We start from the raw sequence: 25649 nt of genomic DNA, 5'->3' as shown, positions 1-25649 counted from the left end.
GCCCCGTAGTCTGTACGCCACGGAAAGTGGTGTCGCAGGGACGGGGCAGCGGTGTCTTCGGGGGATCAGGAACAGACGGGCGAGGCGGGCAGGCTCCTCGCCGGGCGCTATCGCGTGCTGGCACAGCTCGGCCGCGGCGGCATGGGCGTCGTATGGCGCGCGGTCGACGAGGTGCTGCACCGCGAGGTCGCGGTGAAGGAACTGCGCACGTACACGGACGCGGCCGGGCCGGAACTGGCCGACCTGCGGCTGCGGATGCAGCGCGAGGCCCGCGCCGCCGCGCGCGTGCGGCATCCGGGAGTCGTCGCCGTGCACGACGTGGCGGAGGTCGACGGGCGGCCGCTCATCGTCATGGAGCTCGTCGACGGCCCGTCCCTCGACGACGTGCTGCGCGAGCGCGGCGCCCTCGGCCCCGGCGAGGCGGCGGCCATCGGCGCCAAGGTCATGGAGGCCCTCGCCGCGGCGCACCGCGTGGGTGTTCTGCACCGCGACGTGAAGCCAGGCAACATCCTGCTGGAGACCGGCGGCCGCGTCGTCCTGACCGACTTCGGCATCGCCACGATGGAGGACCCCGGCGACGGCTCGGCCACCCACCTCACGCGCAGCGGCGAACTGGTCGGCTCCCTGGACTACTTGGCGCCCGAGCGCGCCCAGGGCCACGACCCCGGCCCCGCCTCGGACGTCTGGGCGCTCGGCGCGACGCTGTACGCCGCCGTCGAAGGCTCCTCGCCCTTCCGCCGTACGTCGACGTGGTCCACGCTCACCGCCATCGTCGCCGACCCGCTGCCCGAGCCGCGGCGCTCCGGGGCGCTGGCCCCCGTACTGCGCCGGCTCATGGACAAGGACCCCGAGGCGCGTCCCGACGCGGAAGAGGCGCGGCGGCTGCTCGCCGGTGTGGCGGCCCTCGGGCCCGGCGGCGCGCAGGCGTTCGGGGCCGCACCCGGGCCGCACCCGGGCACCGAGCGCAGCATCCCGAGCACCCCGCCGCCGGGCTTCGGGCCGCCGCCTTCAACCGCGCACCCTTCGGCCGCGCATCCTTCGCCCGCGCACCCTTCGCCCACGCCGCCTTTCGGGGCGCCGCAGGGACCGCCGCCCGTCCGCCTCGGGGAGACGCGCTCCACGCAACGCCCGCGTCGCGGCGGGGTGTTGCTCGCCGCGGCCGCCGTGGCCGTGGTCCTCGCGGTGACCGGCGCGGCCGTCGCCCACTTCGGCGGCAAGGACGACGGCGGTGGCCGGACGCGCGAGGACGCGGCGCCCGGAGGCCCCGGATCGACCGAGGACGACGGCAGCCGCGGCCCCCTCGGAGACGGGTCGAAGCGCCCCGAGCCGTCGGAGCGCGACGACAAGAAGTCCCGAGAGCCGGACGCGCAGCGCTCCAAGGACGCGGGCAAGGACGGCACCGACGCCTCGGACCGGGACAAGGGCGGTGCGGACAAGGGCGGGAGCGCCGAGGACGGCAAGGACCGGGACGAGCCCGCGTCGCGCCCCGACCCCACCTCCAAGCCGACCGGCGGAAGCAAGCCGGGCGGCGGGGGCGGCTCCGCCGAGGACCCGGTGTGCCACCCCATCGGCGGCGGCAAGTACAACTGCTCGGTGTGGCGCACCGCGAAGTCGTACACCGCGTCCGGCGCCGAGGCGGGCACCCTGAACGCGGGCACGAACTACTTCTACTGCCAACAGAACCTCGGCCGCCGCGAGACGCACGGCGAGTGGACGAACGTCTGGTGGGCGAAGACGGACGACGACAGCGGCAACACGAACGTCTTCGTCAGCGACGTCTACATCAAGGGCGGCGACAACGACAAGCCGGTCCCCGGCCTGCCCACCTGCTGAAGCCATGAACGAACCCTCCGGCGCGCACGCCGCCGACGAGCTGCGCGCCCGTGCCGAGGCCGCGACCACCGGCACGCCCTACCGCTTCCGGCGGACGGAGCCGGGGTTCGACCTGACCGTGGATGTCCCGCGGGCGGGCGGGCGACGCGTCACCCAGGTGCACACCCACCGGGTCGCCCTGCGTCCCGCCGCAGGCACCTTCACCCTCACGGACGTGGTCCGCACCAAGCGGCAAGGACCGTTCGGAACGACGCGGACGAGCGTCGAGAGCGGCCGGGTACGGTACCGCACGTGGAGCCGCTCCCTGGACGGCTCCGAGCGGCATGCCTTCTCCTCCGCCGACGGCCGCCGCTTGATCCGGGGCGTCGCCGAGGAGCTGGGGTGGCGGGAACTGAAGCCCGCCACCGAGAAGATCGCGCTGGTCGCCGACGCCCTCGGCGGACTCGTGGCCCTGACCACGCTGCTCGGGCTCGCGATCGCGTTCTGGCCCTGAGTGGCGGGGCAGGGTCCCGGGGGCATGCGCTCAGCCGGCGGGCGGCAGCTTCGGGGCTCTGGATTCGGTGGGTTGGGCCGGCGGTCGTCTTCTGTTGTTCGAGTGGCGGGGCAGGGTCCCGGGGCAGGCGCTCAGCCGGCGGGCGGCAGCTCTCCCGACCCGCGTGTGATGAGCCGCGTCGGCAGCTCGACCCGCTCCGGAGGCCCGGACGCGCCGTCGAGTTGCCGGAACAGCCGCTCGGCGGCCGTCCTGCCCAGCTGCGCCGCGTCCTGCGCGACGACGGTCACGCCGGGCTCCAGCAGATCCGCCAGCTCGATGTCGTCGAAGCCCACCAGGGCCACAGGCCGGTCGAGGGCGGCCAGCACCCGGACGACCGTGACGGTCACGCGGTTGTTGCCCGCGAAGACCGCCGTGACCGGCTCGGGACCGGAGAGCATCGCCTCGGCCGCCGCGCGGACCCGCCGCGGATCGGTGACCCCCAGCGACATCCACGCCTCGTCGACCGGGATGCCGGCGTCCTCCATCGCGGCGCGGTAGCCGCGCAGCCGCTCTATGGCGGTGTGGATGCGCGGCTGGTCACCGATGAACCCGATCCGGCGGTGGCCGTGCGCGATGAGGTGGGCGACGCCGTCCCGCGCGCCGCCGAAGCTGTCGGAGAGCACCACGTCGGCGTCGATCTTCCCGGCCGGCCGGTCCACGAAGACGGTCGCGACCCCGGCGGCGATCTCGGGCTCCAGATAGCGGTGGTCGTCACCGGCCGGGATGATGACGAGCCCATCGACCCGGCGTGCGCACAGCGCGAGCACCAACTCCTGCTCGCGGTCCGGGTCCTCGGCGCTAGAGCCGTTGATGAGCAGCGCGCCGTGCGCCCGCGCGACCTCCTCGACGGCGCGGCTCAGCGGGCCGTAGAAGGGGTCCGCGAGATCCTCCAGGACCAGGCCGATGCTGGCGGTGCGGCCCTTGCGCAGGACGCGCGCGCTGTCGTTGCGGCGGAAGCCCAGGGCCTCGATGGCCTCCTGGACGCGGCGTTCGGTGTCGGGGGTGACGCCCGGCTCGCCGTTCACGACGCGCGAGACCGTCTTCAGGCCGACTCCCGCGCGGGCCGCGACATCCTTCATGGTCGGACGGTTGCCGTAGCGGTTGTCGGGTCGTCGGGCGGCGGTCTGGGCCACGGTGCGCTGTCCTGTCCTGTCGTCCACGGATTCTTGTGAGGTCTTATGCGGTTCCTATGAGGCGAGGCGGGCCTGGGGCCGCCCTTGAAGCCGTGGCGTCGAGCATAGGCCCTGGACAACGTTGTCAGATGCGGGGGAGACTGACCTTCGCACTCTCCGGCCTGCCCTTACACAGGAGACCCGACACAGATGCACATGGACCTCGTCGCCGCACTCGACATCGGCGGCACCAAGATCGCCGGCGCCCTGGTGGACGGGCGGGGGCGCATCCTGCTCCGTGCCCAGCGGCCCACGCCCGCGCGCGAGGACGGTGACACGGTGATGCGGGCGGTCGAGGAGGTCCTCGGCGAGCTGACCTCCGGTGAGCGGTGGGGCCGGGTCGCGGCCGTCGGCATCGGCAGTGCGGGCCCGGTGGACGCGTCGGCCGGCACGGTCAGCCCGGTCAACGTCCCCGGCTGGCGCGGCTATCCGCTGGTGGAGCGGGTCCGCGCGGTGACCGGCGGGCTCCCCGTCGAGCTGGTCGGCGACGGTGTGGCGATGACCGCGGCCGAGCACTGGCAGGGCGCGGCCCGCGGTCATGACAACGCGCTGTGCATGGTCGTCTCGACCGGCGTCGGCGGCGGCCTCGTCCTCGGCGGCAAGCTGCACCCGGGCCCCACGGGGAACGCGGGCCACATCGGTCACATCAGCGTGGACCTCGACGGCGATCTCTGCCCGTGCGGTGCGCGCGGCTGCGTCGAGCGCATGGCGAGCGGCCCGAACATCGCGCGCCGCGCCGTGGAGAACGGCTGGCGGCCGGGCCCCGACGGCGACACCTCGGCCGCGGCCGTGGCGAACGCCGCCCGCGCGGGTGACCCCGTGGCCCTCGCCTCCTTCGAACGGGCGGCCCAGGCACTGGCCGCCGGGATCGCCGCCACGGCCACGCTCGTCGAGATCGACATCGCGGTGATCGGCGGGGGAGTGGCGAAGGCGGGCGACATCCTCTTCACACCGCTGCGCCGGGCTCTGCGCGACTACGCCACGCTCTCCTTCGTACGCCGCCTGACGGTGACCCCCGCCTTGACGGGCACGGACGCGGGCCTGGTCGGCGCTGCGGCGGCGGCGCTCGGGGGTGCGTCGAGCGGGGCGGTGGGGGTGCGGTCGGGGGTGGGGGGCTGAAGGGGGCGGCTGCGGAGGGCGGAGAGGGAGGGCCGCCCGGCCTGGCCCGGCGCGGACGGGCGAGCGATGCCTCGCGTCTGCGTGAGGGGTCGCGCCGTGCAGGAGTGCGGCGGCCGAGCCCGCGTGGGCGGGACGCGGGCGCGAACCATGCCGATGAGACACGGGCCTGCCCCGCCGGCACCGTTGCCGATGCCCGCACGCGGCGCATTCGGCGAGGCCGCCAGGCAGGCGCCGATGCGCCGTGACGGCCAGACGTGGGGAACCGCGATGCCCGAAGGCGCGGCACTCGGCCCGGACGTCCGGGCGCCAGGTAGCCGTCGGGCGCGAGTGCCTGAGACCGGGGGCCCGCGCCCAAGCAGCCCTCGTCTGTGCGTGCCCTGAGGCCGGACGCCCGTGCCGCCCCAACCCCAACCCCTAACCCCGCCTCAGCAGCTCAGCGTCGCCTCCGCCCAGTCGCCATGGTCCGCGTAGATTCCGTCGCCGCCATCGGTGACGACCAGGCGGACGACCTGGGCGCCGCTCACGTCCGCGGAGATCGGCTGGGCGGGCATGGCGTTGGTGAGTACGCCGGTCGATGCCGCCTTTTCGCCGTCCGCCCAGATCTCGAAGGCGATCGTGCCGTCGGTGCGGGTCTCGTCGTCGACGCCGACGTCCGCCGTGACCTTCTCGCAGGCCCGGCCGGCGTAGAACGTGACCTCGCTCGCGGCGTGTACGCCGAGCCCCTTGGCGTACACCTTTCCGCCGATGGTGATCGGCTTGCCGTCACCGGCCGCGCCCTCGCCGTTGCTGGTGTTCCGCTCAGCGGGGCCCCAGCCGTTGTTCATCGAGAGCCACGGCAGCTCGCCGAGCGCCGAGGCGCCCGAGGGTGGTGCGACCACCACCCGCGAGGTGAGCGGCAGGACGTTGTCGGTGCGTGTGCCCGTGGGGGAGCGGTAGGCTGCCGCGATTTTCACGTCGTACGTCCCCGGGGTCGCGCCCGGCGGTGCGGTCACCTGCCACGAGGTGCGCAGGGTCTTGCCGGGCGACAGTGACCGCGCGGTGGTCGGCGAGGTCGCCTTCGTCCGCCAGTCGCCGGGTGCCTTGACCGAGGCCGTCACGTGGCGTGCCGGTACGCGGCCGAGGTTGGTGACCTCGGTGGTCAGCGGCGTGCCCTTGCCGGTCTCGAAGAAGTCGCCGCCGGTCAGGCCGAGTTCGACGGCGGGCGGGTGCTCGGACCACTTGCCGTCGGCCGACACCCGCAGCAGCACGGTGCCGTGCGCGGGGACGGTCGCCGCGATCCTGCCCGCCGTGTGGTGGCTCTTGTGCCGCCACAGGTCCCGCATCGTGTACGCGGTGGCGTCGGGCAGGCCGACCGCCTTCGCCGTCGTGGAGACGGTCTGCGCGCTCCCCGTTTCGTTGAAGAGGGCGACGGCCCGGCTGCCGTCCTTCATCTCCTTGGCGACGACCCAGCGGCCGTTCTCGGAGGAGAGGACCTTGCCCTGCTTGCCCAGCGGATCCTGGTCGACGGCGATGACTTCCCTGTTGCCGAGGATCTCGAAGGTCTCCGGGGAGGCCTTGCGCAGGTCGGACCCGATGAGCAGCGGCGCGGCCATGATCGACCACATCGAGAAGTGCGTGCGGTACTCGGTGTCGGTCATGCCGCCGTTGCCGACCTCCAGCATGTCCGGGTCGTTCCAGTGCCCCGGACCCGCGTACGCGTCGAGCGGCAGGTTCTGCTTCATGATCGACAGCATGGAGGACCAGCTGTCGCTGATGTCCCCGGTGGTGCGCCACAGGTGGCCGACGTCCGCGGCCCACTCCCACGGCTTGTTCTCGCCCCACTCGCAGATGCTGTAGACGATGGGCCTGCCGGTGGTCTCGGAGGCGGCCTTGAGCGCGTCACGCATCGCGGTGTACCGCTTCTTGGCGTCCACGCCCTGGTTGTTGCAGTTGTCGTACTTGAGGTAGTCGACACCCCAGTCCGCGAACTGCTGGGCGTCGCTGCGCTCATGACCGAGCGCGCCGGGGAAACCGGCGACGTTGCAGGTCTTCGTACCGGCGCTGGTGTAGATGCCGAACTTCAGCCCCTTGGAGTGGACGTAGTCCGCGACCGCCTTGATGCCGTCGGGGAAACGCTTGGGGTCGGGCACCAACTTGCCGTTGGCGTCACGCTCCGGCAGCGCCCAGCAGTCGTCCAGGTTGACGTACTGGTATCCGGCGTCCTTGAGGCCCTTTTCGACGAAGATGTCGGCGATCCCCTTGACCATCGCCTCGTCGAACTCGGCACGGCAGTGCGTGGAATTCCAGTTGTTGAACCCCATGGGCGGGGTGAGCGCCAACCCGTCCGGAAGCTTCACGGCGGGCTCGGCGGCGCGTTCGGCGGCGACGCGCTCGGCGGCGGGCCGCTCTCCGGTGTCACGTGCGGCGGCCGGAGCGGCGAGCCCTCCGGCGCACAGCACGACGGCGGCGAGTGATCCGAGCACTCTTCGGCGGATGGCGGGGGGTGGCATATGACGCATCGTTACGTTCCTCCGTACTCGCGGAAGATGAAGCCTTGCGTGTCTTGAGGCCTTGTGTGTCACGAAGCGCTGAGCGTCACGCGGACGTGCGCGTAGTGCAGGGGGGCGGTGCCCTCGCACGGACGTGCGTGTCCATGCCACATCTTGGCGTGTGCCGACATGACGTACTACCCCCTTGCCGGTCGCGGCGGGCAGCGCGATGCCCCCGCCTGCGTACAGAGCGGGGGCATCGCGGACAGGCCGGCTATTCAGGCAGGGCGTCTTTCAGTTCAGCTTCAGTTCAGCGGGGTTCTCACCATGCCGTGGAACTGGATCCGGGGCCAACCGCGCGCCTCGGCCATCTTGTTGATCGCGTCGGCGATGTCCAGCGGCGTGATGTTCTGGCCGGACGGCGCGTTCTCGATCTCCAGGCTGAACTTCACCCTCATCGAGGCGTCGGCGGCGCCGAGGCTGCTGCTTCCCGAGAACTCACCCCCGAACGGCCACTCGACCGCAGAAGCCTGTTCCGCGTCCGCCGTCCGGGCCGCGGCGGCCTGAGCGCCGGTGGCCTGGCTCTCGGCGGCCTGCGCCGAACCCGACGACGCGACGACGGCACCGGCCGCGGCCGAACCCGAGTAACCCAGCAGAGTACGTCTGGAAACTCCGGTCATGGTCCCCTCCTTCATGGCGATGGCCTCCCCCCTGGAGGCCGGAGGTGATCGTATGTGCGAAAGAGGCGCCGCGGGGTGGACTTACGGATACGCGGATCGAACGCATGTCCTGTACAACCCTGCACGGAGTTCACGTGTCCTTCACGTGAACTCATTCATCCCTGGGGGGAACATGCGCATCCGCGCCACAAGCATCGCCGCCACCGTCCTCGCGGTCGGCGCGCTCACCGTCACCACCGCCTGCGGCTCCACGGACAAGGACGTCAACACCAAGCCAAAGGCGGCCGCCTCTGCCGACGGGTCCAAGAGCGACGACACGTCCTCCGAGGGCAAGCCGGCCGCCAAGGCAAAGGCCAAGGCGGATCAGGACGCAGGGATCGGTGACACCGTCGCCGTGACCGGCCTGGAGGAGGGCAGCGGGCTCGACGTCACGCTGGTCAAGGTCGCCGACAACGCCAAGTCGGGCGACGAGTACAGCGTCCCGGAGAAGGGCAAGCGCTGGCTGGGGCTGCAGTTCCGGCTCGTCAACACCGGCACCAAAGCGTACGCCGACAGCCCGCAGAACGGCATCCAGGTCACCGACGCCGACGGCCAGCAGTTCCAGACGACGTTCGCCGACATCACCGCCGGTCCGTCCTTGTCCTCCGGCGTGCGCCTCAAGCCGGGCGCGAAGGCTCTCGGCTGGGTCGTCGTCGAGGTCCCGAAGGGAGTCACGGCCACGACGGCGCAGTTCACGATGGACTCCGGCATGGCCGATCAGTCAGGGGAGTGGAAGCTGAAGTAGTCCGGCGCGGGGGCACCGCCGGCCGCGGCCGCGCCCCCGCTCGGGGCGGGGGCGCGGCACGCCGCAAGGCCGAACCGAGGCCTTGGGAACCGTCAGGAATCGTCCCGCTTCAGCGAGTCCTTCATGCCGTGGGCCTTGTCGCGGGCGGACTCCATGGCGTCCTTGGCCTCGCCCTTGGTCCGGTCCGTCCTGCCCTCGGCCTCGCGGCGCTTGTCACCGGTGGCCTTGCCGGTCATCTGCTTGGCCTTGCCCTTCAGCTTGTCCATGCCGCCTTTGTCACCCATGGCTACTCCTGCGTCTGGTGGGGGGCTTACCCGGCCAACGTAAGTCGGGGAGGCATGGCACGCTCGCTCAAGCGTCGCGCAGCGTGACTACGACGTGAGCAGCGCCGCCCCCACGGTCGGCGCGGGGGACAGATGCGCGCTGAGGTGTGTCAGGCGCAGCATGCGCAGAGTCAGCGGCTCGGCGCAGACGACGCGCAGCAGGCCGTCTCTGTCGCTCACCTTGCGGTGGGCGCGCATCAGCAAGGAGATGCCGGAGCAGTCAAAGAACTCGACCTCGCTCAGATCGACGACCACGATCGGCTCCGGGCCCGCGGCCACGGCGTCGACCAGTGGGGCCAGCCGCTGACAGGCCACCAGGTCGATCTCGCCGCACAACTCGATCACGATGGCGCGTTCGAGCCCGTACACGCGCGGCGAATGGGCGAAGCCCTCGTGCGTGTTCTCGCTCAATTCGTTCTGCCGCATCAATCCCCTCCCCAGCGCCGGCGCCGACTCCCCCTGGGGGGGACGACGCACCGGGCATGCCAGTGCTCCCAGGGCGCCGAGGGCTGGGGCTCCTGGCGGGTCACGCTAGCCGGGGCGAGGCCGCTCCGGGGCGCGGGAACGATTCATGAAAACGCAGCGTCATGCAATCGGGTGAAAATAAAGCGGGCTGCTTGACAGGTGTATGTGGCGCAAACCGCTCATCCATCAGCGCCTGGTTTCCATGGCAGGGTGTTGCGGGCAAGCCACAGGGGGCCGACGGAAGAGGGGGAAACCGTGATCGTCTGGATCAACGGCGCGTTCGGTGCGGGCAAGACCAGCGCCGCACGGGAACTGATCGAGCTGATCCCGAACAGCACGTTCTTCGACCCCGAGGTCATCGGCGGCGCGCTGCCCCACCTGCTGCCGCCCAAGCGTCTCGCCGAGGTGAGCGACTACCAGGACCTGCCGATCTGGCGCCGCCTCGTCGTCGACACGGCGGCCGCGCTGCTCGCCGAGGTCGGCGGCGTCCTCGTGGTGCCGATGACACTGCTGCGTCAGGAGTACCGCGACGAGATCTTCGGCGGCCTCGCCGCGCGCAGGATCCCCGTGCGGCACATCGTGCTCACCCCCGACGAAACGATCCTGCGGGAGCGAATATCCGGCCGCGAGACGTCGCCGGACCTACCGGACGCCAACCTGCCGGACGCCGATCTGCCAGGCGGCGACCTGCCCGAGGGCGACCTGCGCGCCGGTGACCCGCGCGACGGTGACCGGCGCGTACGCCAGTGGTCGTTCGACCACATCGAGCCGTACCGCGCGGCCCTGGCCGGCTGGCTCGGCGCCGACGCCCACCGCGTCGACACCAGCGCCCTGAGCCCCCGCGAGACCGCCGTGCTCCTCGCCGACGCCGTGCGCACCGGATCCGCCCCGGCCTGCGACATCGTGCAGACACCGGAGCCCACCGCGGAGACCCTCGCCGCGGGGGTGCTGCTCTTCGACGAACAGGACCGGGTACTGCTCGTCGACCCCACCTACAAGGCCGGCTGGGAGTTCCCCGGCGGTGTCGTCGAACCCGGCGAGGCCCCCGCCCGCGCGGGCGTACGCGAGGTCGCCGAGGAGACCGGCATCCAGCTCTCCGACGAACTCCGCCTGCTGGTCGCCGACTGGGAGCCGCCGAAACCGCCCGGCTACGGAGGGATGCGGTTCCTCTTCGACGGCGGACGGCTCGACGGCGCCGAGGCCGAGCGCATGCTGCTGCCCGGCCCCGAACTGCGCGACTGGCGCTTCGTCACCGAACAGGAAGCCGCCGGCCTGCTGCCCTCGGTGCGCTACGAACGGCTCCGCTGGGCGCTGCGCGCACGCGAGCGCGGCGCGGCGCTCTACCTGGAGGCGGGCGTCCCCCTGGACGGCACTCCGTCCGGGGGGTAGCCGTCAGCGCGCGGCGTACTTCTGAAGGAACAGCGCCTCGGTGACCGAGAGGCGCTCCAGTTCCTCGGGCGACACGCTCTCGTTCACGGCATGGATCTGCGCCTCGGGCTCGCTCAGACCGATCAGCAGGATCTCCGCGCGCGGGTAGAGCGCCGCGAGGGTGTTGCAGAGCGGGATCGAGCCGCCCTGGCCCGCGTACTGCATCTCCTGGCCGGGATAGGCCTCGCCCATCGCCTCGGCCATCGCCGCGTACGCCGGGCTCGTGGTGTCCGCGCGGAACGGCTGGCCCTGGCCGATCTGCTCCGTGTGCACCCGCGCGCCCCACGGCGTGTGCGCCTCCAGGTGGGCCTGGAGCAGCTTCGTCGCCTCGGCGGCGTCCACGCCCGGCGGCACCCGCAGGCTGATCAGCGCCCGCGCGCTCGCCTGCACGGACGGCGTCGCGCCGACCACCGGCGGGCAGTCGATGCCGAGCACGGTGACGGCGGGGCGCGCCCAGATCCGGTCGGCGACCGTGCCCTCGCCGATCAGCCGCACACCGTCGAGCACCTTGGCGTCCTTGCGGAAGGCGTCCTCTTCGTACTGAAGCCCGTCCCACACGGCGTCGCCCGTGAGCCCGTCGACCTTCGTCGAGCCGTCCTCGGCGCGCAGCGAGTCGAGGACGCGCACCAGCGCCGCCAGCGCGTCCGGGGCGGCGCCGCCGAACTGCCCCGAGTGCAGGTTCCCCTCAAGAGTGTCGACACTGACGCGTACGAGGGTCATGCCGCGCAGCGTCGACGTGACCGTCGGCAGGCCGACCCGGAAGTTGCCCGCGTCACCGATGACGATCGTGTCGGCCGCGAGCAGCTCGGGGTGTGCCTCCGCGTACCGCTCGAGGCCGCCCGTGCCCTGCTCCTCCGAGCCCTCCGCGATCACCTTGACGCTCACCGGGACGCCGCCGTTCGCCTTCAGGGCGCGCAGCGCGAGCAGGTGCATGATGACGCCGCCCTTGCAGTCGGCGCTGCCCCGCCCGTACCAGCGGCCGTCGCGCTCGGTCAGCTCGAACGGCGGGGTCGCCCACGCGGCCTCGTCGAGCGGCGGCTGCACGTCGTAGTGCGCGTACAGCAGGACGGTCGGCGCGCCCTCGGGGCCCGGCAGGAAGCCGTACACGGACTGGGTGCCGTCCGGGGTGTCGAGCAGCGCGACGTCCTGGAAGCCCTCGGCGCGCAGCGCGTTCGCCACCCAGTTGGCGGCGGCCTCGCTCTCGCTCTTCGGGAACTGCGCGAAGTCCGCCACCGACTTGAAGGCCACCAGTTCGGTGAGCTCCGCCTTCGCCCTCGGCATGAGCGAGGCGACGGTCTCGGCGATCGGATGCGGCGACATGGGCACGCTCCTCGTGGATGCGACGTTATAGATGCGGGTGCATGTGATCCTCCCACAGGAGGGCCCCCGGGACCTCCGCCGTAGGATGCCTGGGGAAAGCGCGGCCAACAGCGGGATCAGGAGCGGTAGACCAACGTGAGCAGCGAGAACTCAGCGGACGACGCCGGTTACGTGTGGGACGTCGTCGTGGTCGGAGCCGGCCCCGCGGGGGCCTCGGCGGCCTATGCGGCAGCCGTCGCGGGACGCAGCGTGCTGCTCCTGGAGAAAGCCGAACTGCCGCGTTACAAGACGTGTGGCGGCGGCATCATCGGCCCCTCCCGTGATTCCCTGCCGCCCGGCTTCGAGCTGCCGTTGCGGGACCGGGTGCACGCGGTGACGTTCTCCCTGGACGGGAAGTTCACCCGCACCCGCCGCTCCCGGCAGATGCTCTTCGGGCTCATCAACCGCGCCGAGTTCGACCAGCAGCTCGTCGAGCACGCGCAGAAGGCGGGCGCCGAGCTGCGCACCGGCGTCACCGTCGCGCGCGTGGAGCAGCACGGCCCCGAGGTGCCCGACCGGCGGACCGTCGCCGTCGTGCTCCAGGGTGGCGAGACCGTCCTCACCCGCGCCGTGGTCGGTGCCGACGGCAGCGCGAGCCGGATAGGAGCACACGTCGGGGTCAAGCTCGACCAGGTCGACCTCGGCCTGGAGGCGGAGATCCCGGTGCCCGCGACCGTCGCGGAGGACTGGGCGGGGCGGGTCCTCATCGACTGGGGCCCGATGCCGGGCAGTTACGGCTGGGTCTTCCCCAAGGGCGACACCCTCACCGTCGGTGTGATCTCCGCGCGCGGCGAAGGCGCCGCCACCAAGCGGTACTTGGAGGACTTCATCGCCCGGCTCGGCCTCGCCGGCTTCGAGCCCAGCATCTCCTCCGGACACCTGACGCGCTGCCGCAGCGACGACTCACCGCTCTCGCGAGGCCGGGTCCTGGTCTGCGGTGACGCGGCGGGACTCCTGGAGCCGTGGACCCGCGAGGGCATCTCGTTCGCGCTGCGCTCCGGGCGGCTCGCGGGCGAGTGGGCGGTGCGGATCGCGGAGGCGCACGACGCGGTGGACGCCCGCCGCCAGGCACTGAACTACGCCTTCGCGATCAAGGCGGGCCTCGGTGTCGAGATGAGCGTGGGGCGCCGCATGCTCCAGGTCTTCGAGCGCCGTCCCGGCATGTTCCACGCGGCGATCACGGGCTTCCGCCCCGCGTGGAACGCCTTCGCGAAGATCACGCGCGGTTCGACGACGCTCGGCGAACTGGTGCGGACGCATCCGCTGGCGGGCCGCGCGCTCAGCGCGATAGACCGCTAGTCGCGTAGACACGTACACACGTACACACGTAGCCACGTACACACGTAGCCACGTGGTCACGCAGCCGCCGGTCGGCTCCGGACCGTCGCGCTCCGGTGTGCGAGAGGTGTGCGTCATGGGTCAGGAGCGGCCGGCGGGGCACCTGGAGTGAATGGGTGCTCTCCTCGCACTGACCTCCGCGGCCATCTACGGCATCGTCGACTTCGCCGGCGGGCTGCTCTCCCGCCGGATCCACTTCACCGTGGTCACCTTCCTCGGGCAGGCCGGTGGCCTGCTCCTCGCGCTGGCGGTCGCGCTGCTGATGCCCGCGGAGTCGGTCGGCTCCGCGGATGTGGCCTGGGGTGCGCTCTCCGGGGCCGGCAGCGCCGTCGCCATGCACTTCCTCAACCGTGGCCTCAGCCGTGGCGCCATGAGCGTCGTGATCCCGGTGAGCGCCGTGACCGGGGTGGCGCTGTCCGTGCTGTGCGGCGTGCTGTTCCTCGGCGACCGGCCGACCCCGCTGTCCTGGCTCGGCATCGGCGTCACCGTGCCCGCGCTCTGGCTCGTCTCCGCCGGCGGCGGCGCTCCCGGCGACGGCGGCAAGGCCCGGCGGCTGCCGGTGGACGGGCTGATCGCCAGCGCGGGAGTGGCGGTGCAGTACATCGGGCTCGCCCAGGCGGATCCGGCGAGCGGGGTGTGGCCCGTGGCCGCCGGGCGGCTGGCGGCGGTGCTCCTGCTGCTGCCGAGCGCCGTGCGAAGCGCCGCCGAGTTCCGGCAGCCCGCCCGGCTGTGGGGCGCGGCGGTGCTGATCGGCGGGGGAGCGGCCCTCGCCCTCATCCTCTACTTCTGGGCCACCCAGCAGCAGATGCTGGCCGTCGCCGTCGTCCTCGCCTCCCTCTACCCGGCGGTCCCGACAGTCCTCGGCCTCGCGGTCCTCGGCGAGAAGGTCACCCGGGCGCAGGCCACCGGCCTGGTGGGCGCGGCCGCGGCCGTCGTCCTGCTCAGCCTGGGTTGAGCGCCACCGTCAACCGCGCCGGCCGCGCGTGGCGATGATGGCCGCGTCGCACATCATGGCCACAGCGGCGATCACGGCGAGCGGCCAGGTGCCGGCCTGCGGGACGTACTCCCAGGTGATGCCTGCCGTCACGGCGCCGGCGAGAGCGAAACCGGTGCCGGGCAGGTAGCGCAGGCGGATGGTGGCCCCGCCGTCCTGGAATGACATCAGGTGGTCTCCTGTCGGGTGCTTCCCGTGGACACGAGGGACACGAGGGATACGGGGGATACAGGGGATACGGGGGCGGGACCGGAGCGGCTCACACCGGTCTCCGGCGGGCGGCGCGGCGGGCGCTCCAAGCGAGCCTGGGCGCGCCGTGGAGGAGGAGCCGGCACAGGTACGGCCACCGCGTGTGCGCCGGGCGTTCGGACAGGTCGGCCCACTCGGCGGTCCACTCCTCGGTCCACCGGCCACGCTGGGCCCCGGGCAACAGCGCGGCCGCCAACGAGATGAGCCGGGGGCTCGGCGAGGCGCTGTCCGGCGCGGGCGCCGCCGGGTGCCGCCCGACCGGACGGCTTCGGTCGCCCCGGCGGCGCTGTTCCCGGACGGAGCGCAGCATCCCGCGCAGTTCGTCGTCATCGAGCGTCAGTACGGAGCGACTGCGGCTCACGTACGTGGGTGCTCCGGTGAGCCCAGTGAGGGCTGTCCGCGCCCACTCCTCCATCGCCGGGGACGCGAGGAACCGATGTGCCGCGGCCAGTGCCGCGTTGTACGCCGCGAGGTCGTCGGCGCGTTCCCGTGTGAAGTGCGGCTTGTCGCGTACGGGTAAGGGGCCGGTCACGCCGTCTCCTTGGGGCGTCGGACGCGCAGGAGCCAGGCGAGCCGAGGCCCGCTGTGCAGGATGACGCGCGCCACGAACACGGCGCGAACGCGTGGGGAGCGGGAGGCGAGGTCGAACCACTCGGCCTGCCACTCCTCGACCCACCGTTCGCGGTCCCGGCCGGGCAGGAGCCGGGCGGCGAGGTTGACGCACTTGCTGGGCCTGGGGGGCCGGACCAGGGCCGACGGCAGGGCCGCCGCGGCCGCGATCGACAGGGCCGTGACAGCGCTGCCGGCACTCGGGTCGGCTTCGTCCTCGGCGACCCGGATGTCGTCCTCGGCCGCCTCCGTCCGCACCGGTTCGGGGAGCGGGGGGCCGGGCATCCGGTGCCCGCAGATCTCGCACCAGTCGTCCGCTGTCGTGGCGTGTCCATTGACGCAGGTCCGAATAACACCGGTAGGGGGCTCCAGGTCCACGCTCCCGAGGAAGCGGAGGTGCCGGACCGTGCTGTCGGCCTGGCCGTCCGCCGTCTCCCCGGCGGAGTCGATGCGCTCATGGCCTGGACCGGGCTCCACGAGGAAGCCACCCTCGAAGTCTCCTCCCATGCGGCTACACCCCTCCAGGACCGTCGGCGGCCGGACGCAGGCGGGCGGAGGTCGCCCCGCCGTTGTAGGCCTGGGCGAGGGCGAGGCGGGCGGATTCGGTGCCGCTCCGCGTGAAGCGGTAGTAGCGACGGCGCGGGCGCGGCGGGTCGGTCTTCTCGATCTCGCCGGTGTCCTCCCAGAACGACTCCAGCCAGCCCGCGTTCTCCAGCCGGGCGAGGATCGGGTGGATCGTTCCGGTCGGCAGGCCCGCCGCCTCGGAAAGTTCGAGGCCGTAGCGGGCCCGGGCCGGGGTCTCCAGCAAGGTCCGCAGCACCAGCTGGGTCTGGAGTGTCATGCGCGGCGTTTTAGCCATACCTAAACTCTAGTATGGGCGTCACCAGCGCGGCAAGGCTCCAGGAGACCCGAGAGCGGGAAGCGGAGGGGCAGCGGCGCGGGGCGGCGTACTCCCCCGGGAGTACGCCCGATCACCACGCCCGGCGGACGCCCGCCGCACCGCCCGCCGTCTAGCGTGACGCTCATGGACGAGCAGCGCGAACGCGGGCCGGGCGGGCCGCCCCCGGCGTGGGGCGGAGCGCCGATGTGGCGGTACGGCCCGCCCTGGTGGAGTTCCGGTACGGAGGACGGGGTGCGGCGGCTGCCCTGGCTGACGACGCTCGCGCTCACCGTGTTCGTGCAGATCGGCTCCGGCTTCGCCGGGGACGGCCAGCCCGGCCGCGAGAGCCTCACGCCCACCGCCCGGGTGCTGCTGTTCCTGGCCACGGCGGCGCTCCTGGCGCGCCACCGCCACCCCGTGCCGGTCGCGTACGCCACCGTCGGGCTCACGCTGGTCTACCTCGGTGCCGGATATCCGTACGGCCCGGTCCTGCTCACCGTCGCCGTGGCCTGCTTCGCCGCGGTCGTCGCGGGGCACCGGCGCGCGGCGTGGGGAGCCGTCGGCGTGCTCTGGGCCGGGCATCTGCTGCTCGCGCACTGGCTCTACCAGTGGCTGCCGCCGGGCGGCGACGGGGCCCGTGCCTGGAGCGAGGAGATCGTGGTCGCCGTCTGGGTCGTGGCGATCGTCGCCGTGTCCGAACTCGGCCGCGTACGCAGGGAGCAGTGGGTCAAGGAGCGTGCCGAGCGGGCGCAGGCGGCCCGGCGGCGCGCAGACAAGGAGCGGCTGCGGATGGCCCGCGAACTGCACGACGTCCTCGCGCACAGCATCTCCGTCATCAACGTCCAGGCCGGCATGGGCCTCGCCCTGCTCGACTCCGACCCGGAGCAGGCCCGCGCCGCCCTGACCACCATCAAGGCCGCCAGCAAGGAGGCGCTGGGGGAGGTGCGCCAGGTGCTCGACACGCTGCGCGCCCCCGGTGAGGCGCCCCGCGCCCCCGCGCCGGGTCTCGACCGGCTGCCGGAACTCGTCGAGCAGGCGAGGAGCGCGGGCCTGACCGTCGACGTCACCACCAAGGGCACCCAGGCGAAGCTGCCGCCGGGCGCGGACCTCGCCGCGTTCCGCATCGTCCAGGAGGCGCTGACGAACGTCGTACGCCACTCCGGTTCACGCCACGCACGCGTGCGGGTGAGCCACGAGAAGACGGCGCTCACCCTGCGCGTCGATGACGACGGGCCCGCCATCGGGGCCGACGCGGGCGGCAGCGGCAACGGCCTCGCCGGGATGCGGGAGCGCGCCGCGGCCCTTGGTGGCACGATCGAGGCGGGCCCGCGCCCGGACGGCGGCTTCCGGGTGAGCGCCGTACTGCCCCTGGCGGCGGACCGGGACCGCGAGGCCCGCACGGCACCCCGGGAGGACCAGTGATCCGCGTACTGCTCGCCGACGACCAGTCCTTGGTCAGGGCGGGCTTCAAGGCGCTCCTCGACGCCCAGCCGGACATCGGGGTCGTCGGGGAGGCCGCGGACGGTGAGCAAGCGGTGCGGGCGGTGCGTCGACTGCGCCCGGACGTCGTCCTGATGGACATCCGCATGCCGCTGCTCGACGGGCTCGCCGCGACGCGCCGGATCACCGGCGAGCCGGGCCTGGACGGCGTGAAGGTGGTGATGCTCACCACCTTCGAACTGGACGAGTACGTCTTCGAGGCGATCCGCTCCGGAGCCTCCGGTTTCCTCGTCAAGGACACCGAGCCGGACGAACTGCTGCGCGCGGTGCGGGCGGTGGTCGAGGGCGACGCGCTGCTCTCGCCCGGTGTGACCCGTCGGCTCATCGCCGAGTTCGCGGCCCGCTCGAAGGAGCCGGCCGCCGCCGACGCCCTGAGCGGCCTCACCGAGCGGGAGCGGGAGGTGATGGCGCTGGTCGGCATCGGCCTCTCGAACGAGGAGATCGCCCGCCGCCTGGTCGTCAGCCCGCTCACCGCCAAGACGCACGTGAGCCGGACGATGGTGAAACTGGGCGCCCGTGACCGCGCCCAACTGGTCGTTCTCGCCTACGAGTCGGGCCTGGTCCGCCCCGGCTGGCTGGGCTGAGCCGCCGCCCGCGCGCGGTCGTGGAACCGCCACAGCACGGTGGCCACCCGCACCACGAACACCACGACGGCGAGCACGGGCCCGGCCACGACGAGCGCGCTCGCGACGGCGCGCGGCGGGTCGAACGCCAGCAGGGGACCGATGGTCACCACGCAGAACAACGCGATGGCCACGACCGCCCCGCTGACGAGCGCGTAACCGATCTCGATCGTGATCGCGTCCCGCTCGGCGGCCGTCCGGCGCCCCGTATCCCCCGTATTCGTCATGCCCGGAAGTGTCACAGCCGGGGGCCCGGCGTGCAAGGGACCGCCGCCGGGCACCCGGCTCACGCCTCCACGGTCAGTCGTGGACGGCCACCCGCTCCCGGTCGGCGTCGGGAACCGGCACCGACTTCGCGACGACACGTCCCGCGACGCTCTCCTTCGTACGCCGTGTCCACAGCCCGGTGGCAGAGATGGCGAGCCCGGCGACGGCGATGACGGTCACCACGATCAGGCCCGGCCGGAAGCTGTCGAGGACGGCCTGCGGCGAGGAGTCCCCGGCGTGGGACGACGCGGTGACCACGGCCGTGACGACCGCGAGGAAGATCGCGCCGCCCACCTGGATCGAGGTGTTGAGCAGCCCGGAGACCATGCCCTGCTCGTCGTCGTCCACGCCGTTGGTGGCCTGGATGTTGAGCGAGGGGAAGACCAGGGCGCAGGCGAAGCCCAGAAGGATCATGGACGGCAGCACCACGGCGGCGTACGCGGGAGTGAGGCTGATCCGCAGGAACAGCACGTACGAGGCGACGAGCAGGACGAAGCCGGCCACGATCACGCGCGGCGTGCCGAACCGGTCGATCACCGAGCCGACCTTCGTCGAGGACAGGGCGACCAGGGCGCCCGCGGGCAGGAAGGCGAGCGCGGTCTCCAGCGCGGACCAGCCGAGCAGCGACTGGAAGTACTGCGTGGCGAGGAACTGGAAGGACACATAGCCGCCGAAGAACGTCATCGCGCCGAGCTGTGCCCGCAGCTGGGGTCCTGAGCGCAGGACGCCGAGCCGGACCAGCGGGCTCGCGGAGCGCAGTTCGATGCGGACGAAGACGGCGAGCAGGACGGCGGCGGCGAGGAAGGAGAGGAGCGTGCGGGCCGACGCCCAGCCGGCCTCGGGGGCCTCCACGACGGTGAAGACGAGCAGCAGCATGGCGGCCGTGCCGGTGACGGCGCCCGGCACGTCGTATCCGCCCTTGTTCTGCTCGCGGGCGCTGCGCGGGATCAGCTTGATGCCGGCGATCAGCGCGAGCAGCGCGATGGGCGCGGGCAGCAGCATGGTCAGGCGCCAGCTGGCCTCGGTGAGCAGACCTGACAGGACGAGGCCCATGGAGAAGCCGGTGGCGGCGCAGGTGGTGTAGATGGTGAGCGCGCGGTTGCGGACCGGGCCCTCGGCGAACGTGGTGGTGATGATGGACAGACCGGCGGGGGCGGTGAAGGCGGCGCTCAGCCCCTTGATGAACCGGCTGGCGATGAGCAGCGGCCCGGAGTCGACGAAGCCGCCGAGCAGCGAGGCGAGCGCGAAGACGGCGAGCGCGATGAGGAAGACGCGGCGGCGGCCGAGCAGGTCGGCGGCGCGGCCGCCGAGGAGCAGCAGCCCGCCGTAGCCGAGGATGTAGCCGCTGACGACCCACTGGAGGGTCGAGGTGGTGAGGTTCAGTTCGGAGCCGATGGAGGGCAGGGCGACGCCGACCATCGATACGTCGAGCGCGTCGAGGAACATTGCGGCGCAGAGCACCAGCAGGGTGCCCCACAGGCGGGGGGTCCAGCGCTCCGGGGACGCGGAGACTGCCGTGAGCGGAGAAGTCATGCGGACGAAGGTACATGCGTATGCATTGTGTGCAAGCGCATTTAATTCCGATGCAACAAACGGGGGCCTTTCTGCTACCGTCGCATGTCATGGCGGCGAAAACGGCCGAGCAGGGGCTCGTGGATCAATGGCGGGACATCCTCGCGGTGCATGCGCGCACACTGTGCGAACTCGACCGCGAGCTGCATCCGCACGGTCTGGGGGCGAGCGACTTCGAGGTCCTCGACGTCCTGGCCGAGGGGTCGTCGGACGACGGCGGCTGTACGTTCCGCGTCCAGGAGATCTCCTCCCAGGTTCACCTGAGCCAGAGCGCGCTCTCGCGTCTCATCGGGCGCCTGGAGAAGGACGGCCTCGTCGAGCGCGGCATGTGCAGTGAGGACCGGCGCGGCGTGCGCGTCTCCCTGACCGACAAGGGACGCGCACTGCACCGCGAGGTGCGGCCGTTGCAGCGGGCGGTGCTCAAACGGATGCTCGCCGGCTCCGACTGCGGAACCTCCGGCCCCTAGGGCCTGTCTGACAATTCCCGCCTGCCTCGCGACGCCATGCACGCACTCTCGCCGCACCGGGCGCAGAGCCAAGTACATCCAGTACGAGGCCCTACGCCCGGCACGCCGAGAGCACGCACCTGACGCCGCGAGGCCGCCCTCCGGGCGACGACGCGAATTGTCAGACAGGCCCTAGCCCGTTTCCGGGCCCGCCGCGCGACAGGTCAGCGCATGACGATGGCGGACTTCTCCCGCCACAGCGCCGCCAGTGAACGGTCGCCGGTCACCTCGGGGAACGGCAGCCGGTTCCACAACGAGAGATAGAGCTCCGCCGCGGGGCCGGATATCTCGCACTCGGCGGGAGCCGTGGCGCCGCGCTCCGTGACGGGCGGCCCCTCGGACAGCCGTATCGTCCAGACTTGGTCGTCGGCCGCGTCGGTGGCTCGGATCCGCAGCACCCGCGGAACGTCGCTGCGCACCTGGCTCTTCTCGCGCGCGTGGAGGCCGAGCAGCAACTCCTCCACCCCGTCCACGGCGAACTCGACGTCCACCGGCGAGGGCGCGCCCCCGCGCGCGGACTCGGCGTCGACCCGGTGGACGGTGGTCTCGTGCGCCTGCCGCCGGGCCCAGAAGGCCAGCGGTGACGGGGCCGGCAGAAAGCTCCAGCAATCGACGTCGGGCGGCGCGGTGGTGAGCGTGTCGACCAGCGCGGCATGGCCTTCGCGGAACCAGTCGAGGAGCGCCGCGCCGTCCAGTTCCGGCAGCTCTCCGCCGAGCCGGTACTCGGTGCGCCGCTCGGCGACGAATGCCGCCGCCCAGCGGTGCACCATCCCGGTGTGCCGCAGCAGGTCCCGCACCTCCCAGTCCGGGCAGGTGGGCACCTTGGCGTCGGGCCCCGCTCGTTCCGCGGCCCGGGTCAACAACTGGCCTTCCGCGCTGATCACTTGAATGTGCCGGGAAATGTCCATGCGGAGAGTGTGTCGCATGGAGCGTGGTCGAACCCAAGCCTCCGGAAGATGTCAGACCGTTTCCGTACGCCCCACGCCCTCCGTGTGTGCCGTACGGACCGAGGGCGCCGCGCGCTCCGTGCGCCGTGTCGCGAAGCCGATGCAGGCCGCGACCCCCGCCAGCACGGCCACGCTCGTCAGCGCCGTGGGCAGGGAGTACCAGTCCGCCATGAAGCCGATGAGCGGCGGCCCGACGAGCATGCCGCCGTAGCCGAGCGTCGACGCGGCGGCGACCCCGCCGGGGCCGGCCAGCGCTCCCGCGCGCTCGACCGCCACGGGGAAGATGTTGGCGAGCCCGAGGCCGGTGACGGCGAACCCCGCGAGGGCCAGGCCCGCCGAGGGCGCCAGGGCGCCCAGCAGCATCCCGGCGCAGGCCGTCGCGCCGCCGCCGACCACGGTGCGGGTGCGGCCGAGCCGTTCGAGGAGGGTGGTGCCCATGAGGCGGCCGACGGTCATGGCGAGGGCGAAGCACGAGTACGCCGCGGCGGCGACGCCCGGGTGCGCGTGCAGGTCCTGCTCCAGGTGCAGCGGGCCCCAGTCCGCGATGGCGCCCTCGCCGTACGCGGTGCACAGCGCGATGAGCCCGAACACGAGGACGAGGCCGCGGGTGCGGCGGTCCATGCGGGTGCGGTGCTTCTCGCGGGTGGGGTGGGTCGCCTCCCGCCGTGGTGGTGACGGTAGCCGTGGCTGCTCGGGGGAGCCTGCCCGGATACGGACCGCCGCCCCGTGCCGCAGCAGCGCGGGCGCCGTCGCCGCGGTGATCGCGAGGCCGACGACGGTGATGCCGAGCAGGTGCGGGGTGGGGGAGAGGTGCCCCGCGACCAGGCCGCCGAGCCCCGAGCCGAGCATGCCGCCCAGGCTGAACGCCGCGTGGAAGCTCGGCATCACGGGCCGCCGCAGGGCGCTCACCAGATCGACGGCGGCGCTGTTCATCGCCACGCTGATACCGCCGTACGCGGCCCCGAAGAACAGCAGGACGAACGCGAGCACGAGAACCGAGTCCGTCAGTGGCGGCAGCGCGACGCTCAGCGGGAGCAGCACACCGCAGGCCACGGTGACCGGGAGGCTGCCGTAGCGCTTGCAGAGCCGCCCGGTGAGCGTCATCGTCACCACCGCGCCGGCGGACACGGCGAGCAGCGCGAGCCCGAGCTGACTGGCCGAGGCGCCGGTCCGCTCCTTGATGGCGGGGATGCGGACCACCCAGCCGGCGAAGACGAAGCCGTCGAGGGCGAAGAAGACGGTGAGCGCCGCGCGCAGGCGGCGCAGATCCGGGGCGGTGGGCCGCGACGCTGCGGACCCTAGTTTGTTTAGTAGCGGCACAAAGTCAGGGTAGAGGTGCGCACCGGCGGCGTACAAGACGGTTGTGGTGAGGAAAGGGCGGATGACGTCCGAGCGGCGATGCCGTGTACGGATCATGGGAGACTCGCCCTCATGAACGGCAAGGCTGACCCCCGTGCCGAGGGGGAAGTGACCACGCGTACCCGCCTGGACCGAGGGCGCGGCGCGCTGGGCCCCGCGCTCGAACTGGTCCACACCGGGCGCGCCCCGACCCGTGCCGTGCTCACCGCCGAGCTGGGCGTCACACGTGCCACGGCGGGTGCCGTCGCCGCCGAGCTGGAGGCGCTCGGCCTGATCCGCATCGACGCGAAGCCGAGCGCGGCCGCGGGATCGCAGGGCAGGCCCTCGCACCGGCTCTCCGTCGCGGAGGACGGGCCCGTCGCACTGGCGGCGCAGGTGCACGCCGACGGGTTCCGGGCCGCGCTCGTCGGGCTCGGCGGGCGCACCGTCGCGACCGCGCCGGGCTGCGAGATCATCGACGCCGACCCCGCGCAGGTCATCGGTTCCGTGGTCGACGCGGGCGCGCGGCTGCTGCGGGAGACCGGCAGGCGCTGCGTGGGGGCGGGCCTCGCGGTGCCGTCCGCGGTGGCGGAGCCGGAGGGCACCGCCCTCAATCCGCTGCACCTGGCGTGGCCCGCGGGCGCGCAGGTCCGGGAGATCTTCACGGAGCGCGTGCGGGCCGCGGGCATCGGGGGGCCGGCCTTCGCGGGCAACGACGTGAACCTCGCCGCCCTCGCCGAGCACCGCCACGGCGCGGGCCGCGGCGCGCGGGACCTGCTGTGCGTGGCGACCGGCCACCGCGGCGTCGGCGGCGCCCTCGTCCTCGACGGCCGCCTGCACACCGGGAGTTCGGGCCTCGCCCTGGAGGTCGGTCACCTCACCGTCAACCCCGAGGGGCGCCCCTGTCACTGCGGCAGCCGCGGCTGCCTGGACGTCGAGACGGACCCCCTCGCCTTCCTGACGGAGGCCGGCCGCGAGCCCGGGCCCGAGGGGCTGCTCGTGCAGGCCCGCACCCTGCTCCGGGACGCGTACGCGGACCCGGCCGTGCGCTCCGCTGCCGAGGCGCTGATCGACCGGCTCGGTCTGGGCCTCGCGGGGCTGGTCAACATCCTCAATCCGGACCGGATCATCCTGGGCGGGCTGCACCGCGCCCTGCTGGAGGCGGACCCCGAACGGCTGCGTGCCGTCGTCGCCGACCGCAGCCTCTGGGGCCGCAGCGGCAGCGTGCCGATCCTCGCCTGCACGCTGGATCACAACAGCCTGGTGGGGGCCGCCGAGCTGGCCTGGCAACCGGTGCTCGACGACCCCCTCGGGGCGCTCGGCTAGACCGTCTCGGGCACGTCGCGCGCGACCTGTCGCTCGGCGTCGGTCGGCACCGGCGGGACGGCTCGGGACTCGGCCCGGCGGCGCAGCGCGTCCGGTATCAGCGTGACGAGGCCGAGCGCGGCGAGCCCCGCGCCGATCCACAGCGGTGCCCGCAGACCGAAGGCGTCGATGGCGGGGCCGCCCACGGATGTGGCGATGATGATGCCGAGGGTGATGAAGGACGAGTGGACGGTGTTCACCAGCGGCCGCGCGTTGCCGGTGCGCTGGACGCGGGTGACCAGGGCCGGGTTCATGGTGACGCCGACGAGACCGATGCCCATCAACAACGCCACGGCGGGCACGGTCAGTTGGGCGAGCAGCGCGAAACCGGCGAGGAAGGCCAGGTTCAGCGCGAGGCCGACGACGAGTACGGGCAGGGTGCGGCTGTCGGCGAGCCGCCCTACGACCGTGTTGCCGATGACGGTGGCGGCGCCGTACGCGATGAGCAGCAACGGAACGGTGCCGGTGGAGAAGCCCGTGATCTCGGTGAGGATCGGGTTGAGGTAGCTGAAGGCGGAGAAGGTGGCGCCGATCACGAAGGTGCTGGTGGTGAGGGTGAGCCACAGCCGGGGGTTGCGGAAGGCGCCCAGCTCCTGACGGAGCCCGCCGCTCGCCTCCGCCTCCCCGTCGGCGCTCGGCACCCCGGCGAGCGTGGCCAGGGCGGCGAGCACGGTCAGGACGGTGATGGCCCAGAACGCGGCGCGCCAGCCCAGGTGTTCACCGATGACGGTGGAGAGCGGCAGGCCGAGCAGGGTGCCCAGCATCAGCCCGTTGAGGGCCACGGCGACGGCGCGTCCGCGCACTTCGGGCCTGGTGAGCCGGGAGGCCAGGGAGATGGAGACGCCGAAGAAGGCCTGGGACGCGATGCCGGTGAGGACCCGGGCCACGAGCATCGTGCGGTAGTCGGGCGCGAGCGCGGCGAGGACGTTGCCGACGAGGAACAGACCGAACAGCAGGAGCAGCGCGTTCTTCTGGCGCACCTTCAGCAGAGCGATCGTCAGGAAAGGGCCGCCCAGGGCCATCGCGGCGGCGAAGGCGGTGATGAGATAGCCGATCTCGGGGATCGTGGCGTCCAGTCCCGCGGCCATCTGCGGCATCAGTCCTGCGACCACGAACTCGCTGGTCACCATGGCGAAGATGCCAAGGGCCAGTACGTATACGGCACGGGGCATGGGGGTGTGCTCCTGTCGGGGCATTGTTTTGGATGAGTCAGTACAAAATGATGGCGTGACGGCGCGTTGAAGCGCGTGAAGGGGCGTGAAGGCGTGTGCCGGCACGCCCGGGGCGCCGGGCGTGCC

26 protein-coding genes are annotated in these 25649 nt (G+C 72.7%); 11 read left to right on the top strand and 15 right to left on the bottom strand.

Translation table 11 applies throughout. From position 1 onward, the window contains the following. Window positions 1-51: 51 nt before the first annotated feature. Both ACF062_RS33620 and ACF062_RS33615 read left to right on the top strand, forming a co-directional pair. Window positions 52-1833, top strand: a complete 1782-nt coding sequence (locus tag ACF062_RS33620; RefSeq protein WP_392143373.1) for a protein kinase — start codon at window positions 52-54, stop codon at window positions 1831-1833. Between the two features lie 4 nt (window positions 1834-1837). Continuing rightward, on the top strand, window positions 1838-2326 hold the full coding sequence (locus ACF062_RS33615) for a hypothetical protein (protein WP_392143372.1): 489 nt from the start codon (window positions 1838-1840) through the stop codon (window positions 2324-2326). 131 nt (window positions 2327-2457) lie between these two features. Here the strand turns inward: ACF062_RS33615 and ACF062_RS33610 are convergent, their stop codons facing one another. Continuing rightward, on the bottom strand, window positions 2458-3525 hold the full coding sequence (locus ACF062_RS33610; protein WP_392143371.1) for a LacI family DNA-binding transcriptional regulator: 1068 nt from the start codon (window positions 3523-3525) through the stop codon (window positions 2458-2460). A gap of 162 nt (window positions 3526-3687) precedes the next feature. Here ACF062_RS33610 and ACF062_RS33605 point away from each other — a divergent pair, with 162 nt between their 5' ends. Further along, a complete protein-coding gene (locus ACF062_RS33605) occupies window positions 3688-4656 on the top strand; it encodes an ROK family protein (RefSeq protein WP_392143370.1) in 969 nt (322 codons plus the stop codon). Window positions 4657-5081: 425 nt separating this feature from the next. Here ACF062_RS33605 and ACF062_RS33600 read toward each other — a convergent pair whose 3' ends face one another. Further along, the gene (locus ACF062_RS33600) at window positions 5082-7154 is read right to left on the bottom strand and encodes an NPCBM/NEW2 domain-containing protein (RefSeq protein ID WP_392143369.1); all 2073 of its coding nucleotides are present in this window, start codon (window positions 7152-7154) and stop codon (window positions 5082-5084) included. 275 nt (window positions 7155-7429) lie between these two features. Continuing rightward, window positions 7430-7804, bottom strand: a complete 375-nt coding sequence (locus ACF062_RS33595; protein WP_392143368.1) for a hypothetical protein — start codon at window positions 7802-7804, stop codon at window positions 7430-7432. Between the two features lie 172 nt (window positions 7805-7976). Here ACF062_RS33595 and ACF062_RS33590 point away from each other — a divergent pair, with 172 nt between their 5' ends. Further along, entirely contained in the window at window positions 7977-8588 is a 612-nt protein-coding gene (locus ACF062_RS33590) for a DUF4352 domain-containing protein (RefSeq protein WP_392143367.1), read from the top strand. Window positions 8589-8680: 92 nt separating this feature from the next. Here ACF062_RS33590 and ACF062_RS33585 read toward each other — a convergent pair whose 3' ends face one another. Both ACF062_RS33585 and ACF062_RS33580 read right to left on the bottom strand, forming a co-directional pair. After that, window positions 8681-8872, bottom strand: coding sequence for a CsbD family protein (locus ACF062_RS33585; RefSeq protein ID WP_392143366.1), 192 nt, complete (start codon window positions 8870-8872; stop codon window positions 8681-8683). Window positions 8873-8959: 87 nt separating this feature from the next. Next, complete coding sequence (locus ACF062_RS33580) at window positions 8960-9337, bottom strand: STAS domain-containing protein (protein ID WP_392143365.1); 378 nt, start codon at window positions 9335-9337, stop codon at window positions 8960-8962. 294 nt (window positions 9338-9631) lie between these two features. Between ACF062_RS33580 and ACF062_RS33575 the strand changes: the two genes are divergently transcribed. Beyond that, window positions 9632-10765: an NUDIX domain-containing protein gene (locus ACF062_RS33575; RefSeq protein WP_392143364.1), complete on the top strand. Its 1134-nt coding sequence runs from the start codon at window positions 9632-9634 to the stop codon at window positions 10763-10765. A gap of 3 nt (window positions 10766-10768) precedes the next feature. Here the strand turns inward: ACF062_RS33575 and ACF062_RS33570 are convergent, their stop codons facing one another. After that, window positions 10769-12124 (bottom strand): dipeptidase, encoded by a 1356-nt coding sequence (locus tag ACF062_RS33570; RefSeq protein ID WP_392143363.1) that lies wholly within the window; start codon window positions 12122-12124, stop codon window positions 10769-10771. A gap of 135 nt (window positions 12125-12259) precedes the next feature. Here ACF062_RS33570 and ACF062_RS33565 point away from each other — a divergent pair, with 135 nt between their 5' ends. Further along, window positions 12260-13462 carry a geranylgeranyl reductase family protein gene (locus tag ACF062_RS33565; protein WP_392143362.1) on the top strand — a complete coding sequence of 401 codons (1203 nt, stop codon included), beginning with the start codon at window positions 12260-12262 and terminating at the stop codon, window positions 13460-13462. 151 nt (window positions 13463-13613) lie between these two features. Then, window positions 13614-14456: an EamA family transporter gene (locus ACF062_RS33560; protein WP_392143361.1), complete on the top strand. Its 843-nt coding sequence runs from the start codon at window positions 13614-13616 to the stop codon at window positions 14454-14456. 9 nt (window positions 14457-14465) lie between these two features. On the opposite strand, the gene ACF062_RS33555 is transcribed toward ACF062_RS33560, so the two are convergent. The 4 genes from ACF062_RS33555 to ACF062_RS33540 all read right to left on the bottom strand — a co-directional run bounded on the left by ACF062_RS33555 (window position 14466) and on the right by ACF062_RS33540 (window position 16194). Continuing rightward, window positions 14466-14663, bottom strand: coding sequence for a hypothetical protein (locus ACF062_RS33555; RefSeq protein ID WP_223773272.1), 198 nt, complete (start codon window positions 14661-14663; stop codon window positions 14466-14468). Window positions 14664-14754: 91 nt separating this feature from the next. Further along, window positions 14755-15276, bottom strand: a complete 522-nt coding sequence (locus ACF062_RS33550) for a hypothetical protein (protein ID WP_392143360.1) — start codon at window positions 15274-15276, stop codon at window positions 14755-14757. After that, window positions 15273-15860: a hypothetical protein gene (locus tag ACF062_RS33545; RefSeq protein ID WP_392143359.1), complete on the bottom strand. Its 588-nt coding sequence runs from the start codon at window positions 15858-15860 to the stop codon at window positions 15273-15275. Before ACF062_RS33545 ends, ACF062_RS33550 begins: the two co-directional genes overlap by 4 nt. A 4-nt stretch (window positions 15861-15864) precedes the next feature. Then, on the bottom strand, window positions 15865-16194 hold the full coding sequence (locus ACF062_RS33540) for a helix-turn-helix transcriptional regulator (protein WP_223773269.1): 330 nt from the start codon (window positions 16192-16194) through the stop codon (window positions 15865-15867). A 183-nt stretch (window positions 16195-16377) separates the two neighbouring features. Here ACF062_RS33540 and ACF062_RS33535 point away from each other — a divergent pair, with 183 nt between their 5' ends. Together ACF062_RS33535 and ACF062_RS33530 are read left to right on the top strand one after the other, a co-directional pair. Then, window positions 16378-17655, top strand: a complete 1278-nt coding sequence (locus tag ACF062_RS33535; RefSeq protein ID WP_392143358.1) for a sensor histidine kinase — start codon at window positions 16378-16380, stop codon at window positions 17653-17655. Further along, window positions 17652-18317 carry a response regulator gene (locus ACF062_RS33530; protein WP_392143357.1) on the top strand — a complete coding sequence of 222 codons (666 nt, stop codon included), beginning with the start codon at window positions 17652-17654 and terminating at the stop codon, window positions 18315-18317. The genes ACF062_RS33535 and ACF062_RS33530 overlap by 4 nt, the downstream gene beginning before the upstream one ends. Here the strand turns inward: ACF062_RS33530 and ACF062_RS33525 are convergent. Further along, window positions 18278-18583, bottom strand: coding sequence for a DUF6332 family protein (locus ACF062_RS33525; RefSeq protein ID WP_392143356.1), 306 nt, complete (start codon window positions 18581-18583; stop codon window positions 18278-18280). The genes ACF062_RS33530 and ACF062_RS33525 overlap by 40 nt on opposite strands. Window positions 18584-18656: 73 nt before the next feature. Then, window positions 18657-20156 carry an MFS transporter gene (locus ACF062_RS33520; protein WP_392143355.1) on the bottom strand — a complete coding sequence of 500 codons (1500 nt, stop codon included), beginning with the start codon at window positions 20154-20156 and terminating at the stop codon, window positions 18657-18659. Window positions 20157-20245: 89 nt separating this feature from the next. Between ACF062_RS33520 and ACF062_RS33515 the strand changes: the two genes are divergently transcribed. After that, complete coding sequence (locus ACF062_RS33515; protein WP_223773264.1) at window positions 20246-20662, top strand: MarR family winged helix-turn-helix transcriptional regulator; 417 nt, start codon at window positions 20246-20248, stop codon at window positions 20660-20662. A 203-nt stretch (window positions 20663-20865) separates the two neighbouring features. On the opposite strand, the gene ACF062_RS33510 is transcribed toward ACF062_RS33515, so the two are convergent. Both ACF062_RS33510 and ACF062_RS33505 read right to left on the bottom strand, forming a co-directional pair. After that, on the bottom strand, window positions 20866-21609 hold the full coding sequence (locus ACF062_RS33510) for a maleylpyruvate isomerase family mycothiol-dependent enzyme (RefSeq protein ID WP_392143354.1): 744 nt from the start codon (window positions 21607-21609) through the stop codon (window positions 20866-20868). Between the two features lie 51 nt (window positions 21610-21660). Continuing rightward, the gene (locus ACF062_RS33505; RefSeq protein ID WP_392143353.1) at window positions 21661-22968 is read right to left on the bottom strand and encodes an MFS transporter; all 1308 of its coding nucleotides are present in this window, start codon (window positions 22966-22968) and stop codon (window positions 21661-21663) included. A 111-nt stretch (window positions 22969-23079) separates the two neighbouring features. Between ACF062_RS33505 and ACF062_RS33500 the strand changes: the two genes are divergently transcribed. Then, window positions 23080-24312 (top strand): ROK family protein, encoded by a 1233-nt coding sequence (locus ACF062_RS33500; protein ID WP_392143352.1) that lies wholly within the window; start codon window positions 23080-23082, stop codon window positions 24310-24312. Here the strand turns inward: ACF062_RS33500 and ACF062_RS33495 are convergent. Continuing rightward, the gene (locus ACF062_RS33495) at window positions 24309-25523 is read right to left on the bottom strand and encodes an MFS transporter (RefSeq protein ID WP_392143351.1); all 1215 of its coding nucleotides are present in this window, start codon (window positions 25521-25523) and stop codon (window positions 24309-24311) included. The two genes, ACF062_RS33500 and ACF062_RS33495, sit on opposite strands and share 4 nt — an antisense overlap. Window positions 25524-25649: the final 126 nt, after the last annotated feature.

It is taken from the genome of Streptomyces sp. NPDC015345 (genome assembly GCF_043078805.1).
GTDB lineage: Bacteria > Actinomycetota > Actinomycetes > Streptomycetales > Streptomycetaceae > Streptomyces.
This window is presented reverse-complemented; position numbering and strand designations above follow the sequence as displayed.

Bases quoted from the DNA above. Each gene is read 5' to 3' on its own strand.
- ACF062_RS33515 (WP_223773264.1), top strand. From the start codon at position 20,246: ATGGCGGCGAAAACGGCCGAGCAGGGGCTCGTGGATCAATGGCGGGAC.
- ACF062_RS33595 (WP_392143368.1), bottom strand. From the start codon at position 7,804: ATGACCGGAGTTTCCAGACGTACTCTGCTGGGTTACTCGGGTTCGGCC.
- ACF062_RS33535 (WP_392143358.1), top strand. From the start codon at position 16,378: ATGGACGAGCAGCGCGAACGCGGGCCGGGCGGGCCGCCCCCGGCGTGG.
- ACF062_RS33545 (WP_392143359.1), bottom strand. From the start codon at position 15,860: ATGGGAGGAGACTTCGAGGGTGGCTTCCTCGTGGAGCCCGGTCCAGGC.
- ACF062_RS33555 (WP_223773272.1), bottom strand. From the start codon at position 14,663: ATGTCATTCCAGGACGGCGGGGCCACCATCCGCCTGCGCTACCTGCCC.
- ACF062_RS33580 (WP_392143365.1), bottom strand. From the start codon at position 9,337: ATGCGGCAGAACGAATTGAGCGAGAACACGCACGAGGGCTTCGCCCAT.
- ACF062_RS33495 (WP_392143351.1), bottom strand. From the start codon at position 25,523: ATGCCCCGTGCCGTATACGTACTGGCCCTTGGCATCTTCGCCATGGTG.
- ACF062_RS33510 (WP_392143354.1), bottom strand. From the start codon at position 21,609: ATGGACATTTCCCGGCACATTCAAGTGATCAGCGCGGAAGGCCAGTTG.
- ACF062_RS33540 (WP_223773269.1), bottom strand. From the start codon at position 16,194: ATGACACTCCAGACCCAGCTGGTGCTGCGGACCTTGCTGGAGACCCCG.
- ACF062_RS33615 (WP_392143372.1), top strand. From the start codon at position 1,838: ATGAACGAACCCTCCGGCGCGCACGCCGCCGACGAGCTGCGCGCCCGT.
- ACF062_RS33585 (WP_392143366.1), bottom strand. From the start codon at position 8,872: ATGGGTGACAAAGGCGGCATGGACAAGCTGAAGGGCAAGGCCAAGCAG.
- ACF062_RS33520 (WP_392143355.1), bottom strand. From the start codon at position 20,156: ATGACTTCTCCGCTCACGGCAGTCTCCGCGTCCCCGGAGCGCTGGACC.
- ACF062_RS33525 (WP_392143356.1), bottom strand. From the start codon at position 18,583: ATGACGAATACGGGGGATACGGGGCGCCGGACGGCCGCCGAGCGGGAC.
- ACF062_RS33500 (WP_392143352.1), top strand. From the start codon at position 23,080: ATGAACGGCAAGGCTGACCCCCGTGCCGAGGGGGAAGTGACCACGCGT.
- ACF062_RS33590 (WP_392143367.1), top strand. From the start codon at position 7,977: ATGCGCATCCGCGCCACAAGCATCGCCGCCACCGTCCTCGCGGTCGGC.
- ACF062_RS33600 (WP_392143369.1), bottom strand. From the start codon at position 7,154: ATGCGTCATATGCCACCCCCCGCCATCCGCCGAAGAGTGCTCGGATCA.
- ACF062_RS33560 (WP_392143361.1), top strand. From the start codon at position 13,614: ATGGGTGCTCTCCTCGCACTGACCTCCGCGGCCATCTACGGCATCGTC.
- ACF062_RS33605 (WP_392143370.1), top strand. From the start codon at position 3,688: ATGCACATGGACCTCGTCGCCGCACTCGACATCGGCGGCACCAAGATC.
- ACF062_RS33570 (WP_392143363.1), bottom strand. From the start codon at position 12,124: ATGTCGCCGCATCCGATCGCCGAGACCGTCGCCTCGCTCATGCCGAGG.